General features: G+C 37.9%; 9 protein-coding genes. 7 read left to right on the top strand and 2 right to left on the bottom strand.

The window, feature by feature from the left end; all coding sequences use genetic code 11:
• Nucleotides 1-12: 12 nt before the first annotated feature.
• From FFS26_RS10155 to FFS26_RS10145, 3 genes are read left to right on the top strand one after another with little or no spacing between them, the layout of a single operon-like run.
• On the top strand, nt 13-369 hold the full coding sequence (locus FFS26_RS10155; RefSeq protein WP_110011584.1) for a response regulator transcription factor: 357 nt from the start codon (nt 13-15) through the stop codon (nt 367-369).
• A gap of 9 nt (nt 370-378) precedes the next feature.
• Entirely contained in the window at nt 379-1,446 is a 1,068-nt protein-coding gene (locus FFS26_RS10150; RefSeq protein WP_137904968.1) for a HEAT repeat domain-containing protein, read from the top strand.
• A complete protein-coding gene (locus FFS26_RS10145; protein WP_137904967.1) occupies nt 1,440-4,877 on the top strand; it encodes a sulfatase-like hydrolase/transferase in 3,438 nt (1,145 codons plus the stop codon). Before FFS26_RS10150 ends, FFS26_RS10145 begins: the two co-directional genes overlap by 7 nt.
• Here the strand turns inward: FFS26_RS10145 and FFS26_RS10140 are convergent.
• Nucleotides 4,874-6,109 (bottom strand): YaiO family outer membrane beta-barrel protein, encoded by a 1,236-nt coding sequence (locus FFS26_RS10140; protein ID WP_137904966.1) that lies wholly within the window; start codon nt 6,107-6,109, stop codon nt 4,874-4,876. The genes FFS26_RS10145 and FFS26_RS10140 overlap by 4 nt on opposite strands.
• 189 nt (nt 6,110-6,298) lie before the next feature.
• Here FFS26_RS10140 and xth point away from each other — a divergent pair, with 189 nt between their 5' ends.
• Nucleotides 6,299-7,078, top strand: coding sequence for an exodeoxyribonuclease III (gene xth / locus FFS26_RS10135; RefSeq protein ID WP_137904965.1), 780 nt, complete (start codon nt 6,299-6,301; stop codon nt 7,076-7,078).
• A gap of 73 nt (nt 7,079-7,151) precedes the next feature.
• Here xth and FFS26_RS10130 read toward each other — a convergent pair whose 3' ends face one another.
• Nucleotides 7,152-7,940: an XRE family transcriptional regulator gene (locus tag FFS26_RS10130; RefSeq protein WP_110011579.1), complete on the bottom strand. Its 789-nt coding sequence runs from the start codon at nt 7,938-7,940 to the stop codon at nt 7,152-7,154.
• Nucleotides 7,941-8,378: 438 nt separating this feature from the next.
• Between FFS26_RS10130 and FFS26_RS22495 the strand changes: the two genes are divergently transcribed.
• The 3 genes from FFS26_RS22495 (at nt 8,379) to FFS26_RS10115 (ending at nt 13,008) form a co-directional block, all read left to right on the top strand.
• On the top strand, nt 8,379-8,663 hold the full coding sequence (locus FFS26_RS22495) for a bacteriocin-like protein (protein WP_002979306.1): 285 nt from the start codon (nt 8,379-8,381) through the stop codon (nt 8,661-8,663).
• Between the two features lie 181 nt (nt 8,664-8,844).
• Nucleotides 8,845-11,229: a TonB-dependent receptor gene (locus FFS26_RS10120; protein WP_137904964.1), complete on the top strand. Its 2,385-nt coding sequence runs from the start codon at nt 8,845-8,847 to the stop codon at nt 11,227-11,229.
• Nucleotides 11,230-11,514: 285 nt separating this feature from the next.
• On the top strand, nt 11,515-13,008 hold the full coding sequence (locus FFS26_RS10115) for a BspA family leucine-rich repeat surface protein (RefSeq protein WP_137904963.1): 1,494 nt from the start codon (nt 11,515-11,517) through the stop codon (nt 13,006-13,008).
• Nucleotides 13,009-13,175: the final 167 nt, after the last annotated feature.

The following is a 13,175-nucleotide window of genomic DNA, read 5'->3' as shown; positions in this document are numbered from 1 at the left end:
AAAACCAAAATTATGCTGATTCTAATCGCCGAAGACGACGAACTGATTCTAAAAACGATTGAACACAAATTATTAAAAGAAGGGCACGAAGTGATCCTGACCCGCAACGGGAAAGACGCTATTGAAACCCTTAAAACCAGGGAAGTAGATCTTGCCATAACAGATATTATGATGCCTTTTGCTTCCGGAATTGAAATACTTTCTGCCATTAAAACCATGGGCAAGCAGATACCGGTAATCATGCTTTCCAGTATGGGGCAGGAGGAAGTAGTACTGAATGCCTTCGATTTGGGTGCAGCCGATTTTATTGTAAAACCATTCAGTCCCAATGAATTGATACTAAGAATAAAAAGATTTTCTTCAAAATAAACGACAACCATGTTTCTCACCACTTCTGTGCATTTTCTCTTTCTTGTTTTTCTGGGAATGCTATCTTTAGTACTTTTACTGATCATCGTTGTACTGATCTACAGCTTTTATCAGTACAGAGAATCTATCCGGGTTTTCAGATGGTCTGAGGTGATCAATAAAAAGATCTCAGAAGTGATTGTATATGGTGAAGAAGAATTGGCTGCAGACACTAATTTTTTAACAGCATCTGGTACTCCTTCATTCAGAAATCTGTTTCTTCAGAAACTGGCAGAATCCGAGAAAAAATTTTCCGGAGCAGCACAGAATAAACTTAAAGATTTATTTCATGAATATGGCCTTCAGGAAGAAGCATTGAAAAAACTCAATCAAAAGAAGGAACATATTATTGCAGGAGGAATACAGGAACTTACCGCCATGCACGTACAGGAAGCGTTGCCAAAAATTTCTACATTTTTAACCCATCCTTCAGCTCAGGTGTATCAGGAGGCGCAATATGCAATGGTTAACTTTAAGGGGTTTGAAGGTCTTCATTTCCTGAACAGCATTTCCTCCAAAATATCAGAATGGCAGCAGCTTCGTCTGCTTATTTCCGTAACACATATTCCGGAGAATTCCCGAGACAGCATTAAAAGCTGGATGGAAAGCTCTAATGAATCCGTAGTTATTTTTACCCTTAAACTCTTAAGAAAATTTCAGATATTATCACTTTATCCAACAGTTACTGATTTGTTGAATCATCCATCTGCTGATGTACGGGTTCAGGCAGTGCAAACTTTATTATCGCTGGAAAATTCTTCAACAATCGCTGATCTTATGGAAATCTATCCCCATCAGCCAGCTGAAGTACAGAAAGAGATTCTCAAAGTCATGAAAAAGTCAAAAGACCAGTACAGTACGGATTTTCTGAAAGATCAGTTATTGGAAAATCCGGATTCAGGGATAAAAGTATATGCAGCAGAAGCTTTATGTGCATTGGAGAAACAGGAATTCCTTAAAGAGATATCCCAAAAGGAAACCTCTTCTGAAGAACTCATTCAAATTATTAAATACGCATTACAGGAAAAAGCATGTTAGAATTCTCACACATCATCTATGAAGTTGTTATCTGGCTGTTTCTGATTTACGGAACAGCAGTAGCCCTTATCTATGGCTGGATAGGAATTTATGCGCTTGGCGCTGTATTACGTTATAAAAAAGAAAATACATTTACAGACTACAGCATTATTGCGGCCAATCCCAATGCTCCGGTATTCAGCGTTATAGCTCCGGCATATAATGAAGGAATGACCATTGTAGAAAATGTACGTTCACTGTTATCCCTTTACTATCATAATCTGGAAATTATCATTGTAAATGACGGAAGTAAAGATGATTCCATGCAAAAGCTGATTGAGGCTTACGAACTTGAGTCTGTAGCTTATTTTATTCAGGGAAAAATTGAAACCAATGCGGTAAGAGGAGTTTATAAAAGTAAAAATCCGGCCTTCAAAAAACTGATTGTTGTTGATAAAGAAAACGGAGGAAAAGCCGATGCCTTAAATGTTGGAGTCAATATTTCTTCCGGAGACTATCTGGTCTGTATTGATGTTGACTGTATTCTCGAGCAGGATTCGATTTTAAAACTCGCAAAACCAATGCTGGAGCAGACTGATAAAAAGTTTATTGCCTGCGGTGGAGTGATTCGTCTGGCCAACAACTGTGTCATTGAAAACGGAAAAGTAGTAAGTGTCAATATGCCGAAAACCCTACTGGGAAGAACACAGGCATTGGAATATATCCGGGCTTTTGTACTGGGACGTATGGCATGGTCCAGAGCATCAGGACTGATCCTGATCTCCGGGGCTTTTGGAGTCTTTGACCGGAAAATTGTACTGGCCTGCGGTGGCTATGATAAAAACACAGTGGGAGAGGACATGGAGCTGGTGGTAAGAATGAGAAAGTATATGGAGGAAAAGAATGAGCCTTACGAAGTACTTACCATTCCGGATCCGCTATGCTGGACAGAAGTTCCGGAATCTAAAGATATTCTCAGAAAACAACGAAACCGATGGATGCGCGGAACCATGGAAACTCTGTGGAAACACAGAAAACTCATGTTCAATCCGAAATATAAAAAATTAGGAATGATCAGTCTTCCTTACTGGTTCTTCTTTGAATTTCTGGGGCCGCTCATCGAATTTTCAGGGTATATTATCTTTATCATCTTTTTATTGCTTGGGATTATCAACTGGCCCTTCTTTCTGATCTTGTTTGCCCTCGTCATCTCAATGGGATTCCTCTATTCCATCTATGCGATATTGGTGGATCTTGTCAGCCATCAGGTTTATACCAAAAGGAAAGACTTCCTTAGACTAATTTTTACCGCTTTTTCCGAACCTTTTTATTTTCATCCTATTGTCGTAAAAGCAGGCGTTAACGGATTTATAGATTATTTCAAAAAATCCCATGGCTGGGGTGAAATGACAAGACAGGGCTTCAATCAAAGCACACAGCATTTACCGCTGAAAGAAAGGATATATGCCATTCTTCAGGCAGGACTTAAAAAATGGGGAATGCTGGCATTGGCTTTCTTTGCCTTATTTTTATTAGGAATAACCGCAGAATCACTGTGGTACAAATATACTTTTCCAAAATTTGAAACATCAGCCATTATTGGTCATCTTTTCTTAGAAAACATTTTATTTGCGCTTCAACTGACATTTTGTGTCGGAATTATATATCTGATTATTAATTTTGTTAAAGAAGGATGGGCAAAAATTCTGGGAATAATCACCCTGGTTATTGTAGCAGTTACTCAATATATTTTGTTCCTGTATTTTTCTGAAACCCGCAATGTTTTGGGTGCCGACCTTTTATACTACAGCAAAGAAGAGATGAAGCAGATTTTGCAGGCAAGCGGAATGCTGAACTTCAAAAACTTTGCATTGCTGGGAATTTTAATCGTGGGATCCTTGATTCCTTTGTGGATTGCAGGAAAAGGAGCTTTAAAATCAATCTATCCGGGAATAATACTATTGATTTTCGGGTTAACAGCATTTTTTATTCCTTCCAATGTAGTGGGAGCAAAGATTTTGAGTTCCGAAAGTGAGTTTAATCAAAATGCAGCAAAAAGTAAATGGGCTTATTTTTTTAAATCCAATAAAGACAATTTTATCAGCGACCATCCGGAACTCACTGAATTGCTGGGTGAAAATGAAGATTTTACTGCCAATGCAGAAATGATTGATAAAAACTATCCGTTCTGGAGAAAAGAAAACACACCGGATTTTTTAGGTTCTTACTTTAATCGATCTGAGAAAGTTCCCAATCTTGTTTTTCTTGTGATGGAAGGTTTCGGACATGCGTATACTTCCCCAAAAGGATATATCGGAAACTTCACTCCTTATCTTGATTCACTGTCCCATAAAGGATTGTATTGGGAAAACAGTTTAAGCTCAGCAGGAAGAACATTCGGAGCATTACCGTCATTAACAGGGTCTCTTCCTTTCGGAAAGAACGGCTTTCTTGAAATAGAAAAAACACCGGAGAATTTCAATCTTTATAATATCCTTAAAGCAAACGGTTTTGAAACAGGATTTTATTACGGAGGTCATGCATCATTTGACCGCTACCGTGAGTTTCTTGAGTACAGCGGTGCAGATCATATTATAGACCAGGCTTCCTTCAGCAGCCCTTACCGTAAGCTTCCTGCCAACAACGGAGAGAGCTGGGGATATGAAGACCAGGCTGTTTTAAGTAAAATGCTGCAGCAACAAAAACCCCAGAATCAGCCTTATTTCAATATGATTCTTACACTTTCCACACATAATCCTTTTTTAATCAACAATAAAGATTATTATGAAAAGCTGTACAATCAAAGGCTTAATTCAGGAATTTTGACTCCTGAACAGAAAAAATGGGCATCTGCCCACAAAAATCAGCTCATTTCGGTATTGAATGCAGATGATGCTATTAAAGTTTTTTTTGAAAGTTACAGCAAACGACCGGACTTCAAAAACACCATTTTCATCATTACAGGAGATCACAGTATGCCTGAAATTACATTGCAGTCTAAAATTGACAGATTCCATGTGCCATTATTAATCTATTCTCCGTTATTAAAAGAATCAAAGCGATTCTATAAAACGGTAAGTCATTTTGATATTGCGCCTTCGATTCTGGCTTACTACAGAAATAATTATCAAATCAAAACACCTTCTACCGTTACATGGGTAGGACGTGGCTTTTCTGCAGATTCTGAAATCAGCAAGGCCGGAATCCCTATGATGCAAAGTAAAAACCAGCTTATCGATTTTGTTTCTGAGAAATATTATATCCATGACGGGCAGCTTTTCACCCTTAAGAACATGGAGGAAGATACTTCAAATGATGCAGCATCCCTGAACAAGATCAATACCCGGTTCAATCAGTATAAAAGCATGAATGCCCGGATTTATTCCACAAAGAAACTGATGCCGGATTCAGTAATGGTTAATTTTAAGAAAAAAGCAAGGTCAAAGTTTTAAAACTTCCGGGTGTAGCCTAAAGTAATGTCAAACTGATTTCCTTTCTCACCAGGACGGAATTCCTGGTTATAATACATGGTTCCTAAAGAAAAAAGATTGACAGAACGGTAAGAGAAATTATACTCAGCACCTATTTTAAAGGTTTTAAGCTTAAAGGTTTCATTTTCCAGAAGGTTATTTCGGTATTCTTCCGGGCTTATCCCGGTTCCGATCTGAAAAGCAACATAATCCTGAGCGCCTTTTGTGTAATATCTCACCGTTCCGGTATAAGAATGTGAAATATTTTTACTGTCAGGTGTGATATAAGTACGAAGGTTGAACCAGAAATTTTTATAATATTTTCCTACAGCCGCAGTATACATCCAGATATTGTTGCTGAAATGAAGCTGACGGTAACCCAGCTCTGCCTCAAAACTATGAGGAAGATTGGCATTCAGGGAAACTCCGGTACGGTATTTCGGAAACAGACCTACATCATCAGAATATCCTCCGCCAACATATAAATAGAACATTTTGGAAAGTCTTGGATACGCTTCCAGTTCAATCTGTGTTCCGCCTTGTGCAAACTTATTGGCATAATTGCCACGAAGGATTACAGAACCAATAGATGTAATTCTTTTGTAACTTACTCCCACAATATGCCAGTCATCATCAAACTGCTTGTCAAAATGGGAATAGTTGTAAATAATTCCAATAGCATTTTTAGAAGACAGATCCTTGATTCTTACTGCAAGAGCCCTCGCTTCTGTATTTTTGGGATTAATAGATAATAGAGTGGTTACCGCTTTGTCAGCTTCTTCATAATGATCCATTCCAAAATATACTTTTGCCTTTAGCAGCAGTAATGCCTCAGATTTTGAATGATAGGAAAGTCCTTTATCTATAATTTCAATTGCTTTTGTATTCTGATCATTCCAGTATTCCAATGAAGCATACGCCAGAAAATAATCTTCATCCTGAACCTCTCTTTTTCCGAGATCTTCAAACACAGCTCTTGCCGCTTCAATATCTTTATTCCAGGTATATAACCTTCCCAAAAAAACAGAAATATCGGTATAATTGGGAGCTTTTGCCAACGCCTCTTTTGCCAGGGTAATAGATGTAGTATAATCTTTCTGTTCAAAAGCGGTGGTGCGGGCTTTAACAAACAGTTCATCAGCAGTAAGATTCTGCTGGCTATACATGGTAATGGGAAAAAGTAATGCTAATAAAAAGGTCGGATATCTTTTCATCGAAGTTTATTATTAATGAGCTACATCTTTATCACAAATATATTGAACTTTTATCTCTCTGCCCAGAGATTATTCACCAAAACTTATCTTTTTAAGATTATTCTTCCACAAAATATCAAATAACAGATATTTATGATGGAATAATTATTGTCGTAATTGAAAATAATTGATTTTCTAAAAACCTTTATCATGAAAATAGCAACCTATAATGTTAACGGAATCAATGGCCGGCTTCCTGTTTTACTGAAATGGCTGAAGGAAGCTTCACCGGATATTGTCTGTCTTCAGGAATTAAAAGCTCCTCAGGAACGTTTTCCTTTACAGGATATCAATAACGCAGGATACGAGGCGATCTGGAACGGCCAGAAAAGCTGGAACGGAGTAGCCATACTTGCCAAAAATAAAGAAATAACTGAAGTACAAAGATCTTTGCCTGGTGACGCAGAAGATGTTCAAAGCCGATATATAGAAGCTATTATTGATCAAATGGTCATCTGCTGCCTGTATCTTCCCAATGGAAATCCTTATCCGGGACCTAAATTTGATTATAAATTGTCCTGGCTCAAACGTTTTAAGAGACGAACCAACCAGCTCATCAAAATGGAACTTCCCGCCATCCTTATCGGCGATTTCAACATTATTCCGGAACCTGTCGACGTTTATAAACCTGAGCGCTGGGAAAATGATGCCTTATACAGAACAGAAGTAAGAAAAGCATTTAAAGAACTTCAGAAAAAAGGCTGGCTGGATTCTCTGCGAAGTCTTTATCCTGATGAGAAAATCTATACATTCTGGGATTATTTATACAAAGCCTACGACCGCAATGCAGGAATGAGGCTGGATCATATTTTATTAAGTCCTTATCTTCAGCCGAGATTATCATCCGGTGGAGTAGACACACATGTACGGGGTTGGGAAAAAAGCAGCGATCACGCTCCGGTTTGGATTGAACTTTCGGATCATCCCTGATAACTGAAGAGTCCATATATAAAAAACTCCCGGTATAAAACCAGGAGTCTTTATATGATATCTATTTTAACTATTAAGATTGCTTGCGGCGGCGGCCTGAAACCTTTTTGTCAAGATCCCTGATATCCTGTCTCAGTTCACGGAACATCTCTTTAAAATTGTAGCTTTCATAATCACCCGGCTCGAAATCTTCCGGGAAAATTCCTGAAGCATACTGCCAGATTTCCACTACTTCTTCAAAAGGGATATCATAAGGCTCATAAAATGAATTATCAGCACTTACGCAAATTGCATTTTCCTTTCTTTCTTTAAAACGCTTGTAGGTAATTCCATCATTTAAAGTAACAAAAACATAGGTTTTGCCTGGTTTCAGTTCATTAATTCCTTCTACATATTTTCCTACAATATAAGATCCGCTTCTGAAAGGAGGCATAGAATCACCATCCGCAGGAAAAGCCCTGTATTTACCATTGGTAAGAAAAGGAAGAGCAATACGCTGAAGACTTTCAATGTATTCTATATCGCTATAACCTTCCAGATATCCCATTGATGCCTTCTGAGGAATAATTTCTATGGTATCATTTCCATGAGTATCCACTGCTACCGGAAGAACGATTCTGTTATCCGGAAGCTTTAGCATTTCATCTATCGGATGCTTTTCAATATCTACAGAAAGCATAAGATCAATACTCACATGGAAATATTTTGAAATTTTTACCAGCAGTTCGATAGGAGGCTCCGAAATTCCGTTTTCATATTTTGAATACCGGACTCTTGAAATCATGAGTTCATCGGCTACATTTTGCTGGGAGAGCTTTCTCCTGGCTCTTAAAAAGCGTATATTATTTGAAAAAACTGACATTGATATAAGTATGTCAGCAAAAATACAAAATTTGATTCCTTTATCAATCAATCCAAGTGGGTTTTACCCGATAAGAATACAAATTTCATTGATGTTTTTTTATTTTTTATCTAAAATTAGGAAATCCAGGTATTTCAGATCATCCATTTTACCTGTTACAGCACCATTGGAAACTGTTTTAGTTACATTGAAAAATAAATATCAATAATTAACATTTAATGCAAAAATAATAACTCTAAATTCCACAAATTGAGTTATGCTTTTTAACTTTTAGAAAATCAATCACATATAAGTGAAAATAATATTATCAATTATTTGTATTTATATTAATGAAATATTAAATAATATAAACATATAATTAATTTATTTAAAATAATTTGCAATTTTATTATTATTATTCATATATTCGTGATGTAATAATCATATAAAATTATAGTTATGAAAAACTTAAAAAAATTGGACAGAAACGAATTAAAAGCTATTTCAGGTAACGGATTACTAGATCCAATCGGCGGACTTCTAGGTGGACTAGGAGGAGTAGTTGGTGGAGTAGTAGGCGGTGTAGGTACTATCGTTGGTGGCGTAGTTACAGGCGTAGGATCTACAGTAGGTGGAGTAGTTGGCGGTGTAAGCACTGTTGTAACTAACGCTTTATGCCAGACACAATGTGTTGTTAATGGTGTAATCCACATCAAATTACTTGAGTGCGGATCAACTTGCTAGTCAGAAAGCATTACATGTAAAAAACAGACCGCTCTTTTCAGGGCGGTTTTTTTCTTATCATATCATTCCTTTTCAGTGACTTAGATTTATTAAATGGCTTTTGACAAACCGCAATAAAGCAACAATGTTGCATTAATAAATTTAATTTTCTAGCTTTGCCGGATCATTAAAGTATATGCATATGAAAAGGACCTTTTATTTTTTGGCAGGCAGTTCACTTATTTGTTCGTCATCACTTCTGAAAGCGCAGAAAACTATCCCCGAAAAAAGAACGGTAAAAGACATAGAGTCCATTCAGGTACAGGGAAAAACAAATTATAACGCTGCCAATATTTCAAGAAAAAAACTGGATTTCATTCAATCCAATACACTGGGAGAAACATTGAGTAAAATCCCCGGAATTCAAAATTCGGGATATGGACCGAATTCCGGAGCTCCCGTTATCAGAAGCTTAAGCGGAAACCGGGTAAAAATACTGGAAAACGGAATGGCCGTGAATGACCTTTCGGGAATAAGCCCGGATTTTAATACGGATATCGAAATGAACAGTGTTCAGAATATCACTGTTTACAAAAATTCTGCATCGGTTTTGTATGGTGGAAAAGCTATTGGAGGAGCTGTAGATATTGAAACAGAGTATATTGCCAGACAGCTTCCTGAAAAAAAGATAAATTTCAAAGGACTCCTTGAAGGAGGCAGTAACAGTGGTCAGAAACAGGCTTTTTCAGCCAGAGGAATTATTGCTAAAAACTGGGTCTGGACGGTTGGAGCATCCAATCAGAAGCAGGAAATAGTCAGAATTCCGGGAAAATCAAAAGACGACAGATGTTATGATCCTGAGCTTGTAGGTTTCAACAGTATTTTACAGTCACTTTGCCAGATCAATGTAGATTCGAGACGTGTCCTGAACAAGAGCCTTTTTCCTTATATCAGCCAGTTTGCCAAAGATCATATGATAGAGTATGAACTGTCTGAGGATGATCTTTATACATTCAGTTCCACGTATTACAATCCTGCTGACGGTAAATATTATCCCAACCCGAAAAACGATTTGTACGTTCCTGGTCAGGATGCCGTGAAAGACCGATATAAAAGTGAAGTAAACGGAATCAAAGATTATGTGGAAACAAAAGATGGTGAGATCCCCAACAGTCATTCGGAAAGCAATTCATTTTATGTAGGCACCAGTTATATCGGAAAATCATTGTATGCAGGAGGCGCGTATCAGAATTCTTACTCCTATTTTGGGGTCCCGGGATATGCAATCCCTAAAATCCCCAAACATAGCCATGGAAAACCACAACCCAAAATAGAATATAGTCCCATCAACATCAGAAGCCTATCTCATAAAGCCATGTTTGAATCCGGTTACAAGTTTACCCATTCTCCGTTTTCAAGCATCAAACTGAATTACATGGGTGTATTTTCAAAAAATGCTGAACTTCTGGATCGGTACCGCGCCAATCAGTTTGCTGTGAATCAACACAATGGACGCCTGGAAATCAACCAGCAGAAATTACAATTTCTTACCGGAACTACGGGGCTTGAAATACAATACAGAGATATGGAAGGCACCGGAGGCCAAAGATACTTACCCAATAATATAAGCCGTGAAATTGGAATCTTTACCATGCAGCACCTTGATTTTAATTTTCTTCAACTGGATCTTGGGTACAGAAACGATCATGTACAACGCAGGGCAGAAGCAGATAATAAATATGTCAGAAGCCGCGGACTTTCCGGAGGAAAACTCAGTGACAGAGATTTCACGCTTCACCAATTTCATAGTTCCGCACAATGGACTCTCTTTAAAAAAGGGTATCTGAAAGTACAGTACAACCATTCAGAAAGAGCACCGGAGGTGAATGAGCTTTATTCAGGAAACAATCATTTTGCGATCCTGACAGAAGAAAATGGTGATGATACACTGGATAAGGAAACAGCCAATACCGTTGAAATCGGGACCGGAGTTAATCTGAAGAACCTGCGGGTATCTGCCAGCTGGTACCATACCTCTTATAAAAACTATATTTATCTTGCCCACACCGGAATTTCCAGAGAGGTTTTTCTGGTAAAAGAATGGCGCTCCGATGATACGGAAATCAATGGAATTGAAGCGGAAGCCGCTTATAAAGCAGATCTCGGAAAAGCAGGAAAGTGGGAGATAGGCGGATATTATGATCTGGTAAGAAATATAAGCGTTGCCGACAGTTCCATAAGAAAATGGAGTGATGGCGATTATATGCCCAACATGCCTACCAGCCGTTTCGGATTCAATCTGGAAGGAACCCTGCACAACTTCAGCGTGAATCTCAGCTTAGACCATTACTTACGGCAAAAATATTTAGGTAAAAATATTAATCCTGAACTTCCGATGCCTGCATTTTCACTGCTGAATGCCCGTATTTCCTATAAGGACAGTAGTCTGGGTTTAGGTGATCTCGAATATTATATCATAGGAAACAATCTGCTGAATGCTGAAGCCAGACTTCAGAACTCTCAGTTAAAATTCCTCAGTCCGCTTCCCGGAATTACTATTTCCGCCGGTGTGAAAATCACTATATAAATCAATCTGTTTTCTGCAGTTATTATTACTTAATAGCTGCAGATTTTTTTAGGTAATCCATGTAAAACCACCTTTTAGGATGCAGAATATTTCTGGTGGTTTTTACCCTGTTTATTTATACAAAAATTAATCAAAAAAAAAGAAAAAAAAGAAGGAAAAAATTTTAATACGACGAGTTTTGTCGCTGTGCGCCAGTACTTTTGTATCAGAGATAAGATAAAGAATCCCGGGAAATTAATTGTCTTACCCAACCCAATTTTAACCTTAAAACAACTTTTTTAAATTATGTGTAAAAAACAACTAATAATCATTTTTCTCCTTTTATTTTGCATTTCCTATGCGCAGAATGAATTCACTACCATCTGGAAACCCAATGCAAACGGCGTCATTGATCATTCAATAAGATTCGGCGGCACAGGAACCGATTACACCATTTACTGGCACGAAGTAGGATATCCTGAGCATAACGGGATGTTTGATAATGTAAACTCTAGCAGCAATGAGCCTTTACTTATATATTTTGGGCCATCATTCCATCCAGATCCTCTGCAGGCCACTTACGAATTAAAAGTATCCAGCGGTAACGGATCATTTTACGGATTCAGGGCCAATACCGAAATCATTCCTCCGGGTGGAAATCAGGAACTTATAGAACTCAGCCAGTGGGGAAATACGACATGGCTTCAGCAATTCGACAGAGCATTCGCCAACTGTCCCAATCTTAACGTAACAGCTGCAGATACTCCTGATTTGACACAGATAACCAGTTTATCACAAATGTTCCTTAACTGTTCATCTTTGACAGGCCATACTTCATTTTCTTACTGGAATCCATTCCGTATTACGGACATGAGCGGTATGTTCAGCGGAGCGACGCTGTTTAATCAGAATATCGGAAACTGGGATACGGCAAAAGTAACGAATTTCAGCAGCATGTTTTCTTCTGCATCTTCTTTCAATCAGGATATTTCTGGCTGGAATACGGTATCCGGAACTGATTTTTCCTCCATGTTTGCAGATGCAACAGCTTTCAACCAGCCATTAAATTCATGGAATACAGAAAATGCGACTAATTTCCGCTATACATTCTATAATGCGGCAGCATTTAATCAGCCCCTTGATAACTGGAATACAGGTAAAGTGACAGATTTTGAGCATATGTTTGAAAATGCAGTATCATTCAATCAGCCCATCGGAAACTGGGATGTAAGTAAGGCGGATTATTTCGCCGGATTAAATATGTTTGCTGGTGCTTCACATTTTGACCAGGATATTTCTTCGTGGAATATCAAGCTTCAAAACTTCAACTGGAATACAATCTATTTCGGATTTAAAAATGCCGGCTTATCTTGTACGAATTACAGCAATTTTCTCATCGCTCTGAATAATAATCCTACCTGGGCAAACTCCACAATAACGTCCGGAACTATAGATGCAACAGGATTGGTTTATTCTACACCGCAAGCGATGCTGGCCAGAGCCCAGCTGATCAGCAAAGGGTTTAATATTATCGGAGATTCCTATATTTCAGGTTGTTTTCTGTCAACAAGAGAAGCTTCCCCAAAAACAAAAACTTCCGCTTATCCTAATCCGACGACAGGAGTGGTCAACGTAGAATCCTCAGTAGACGAAAATGTGTATTTATATGACAATAACGGTAACCTCATTAAAAATATATTGTTCAGAAAAGGGAAAAATACCATCGATCTGACTGAATATCCTTCAGGAGACTATATCTTTAAAGGTGATACTTTTTTCCATAAAATCACCAAGCAATAGTAGAACAGCCGAAAGGTTAGCTATTTAAACCCTGCTCCAAAATCTGCAGATTTTGGAGCTTTTTATTGGTGAAATCGAAGAAAGATACTATTGACGAATCCGATACAACTTTTATTATATCGGATATTCAATTGACTGGAACGAAGTAACAGAATTCTTTAAGCTAT

This window comes from Chryseobacterium sp. 2VB, assembly GCF_005503635.1.
In the GTDB taxonomy this organism is placed as follows: Bacteria; Bacteroidota; Bacteroidia; order Flavobacteriales; family Weeksellaceae; genus Chryseobacterium; species Chryseobacterium cupriresistens.
The sequence above is the reverse complement of the archived record's forward strand: the minus strand, read 5'-3'. Positions and strand labels throughout refer to the sequence as shown.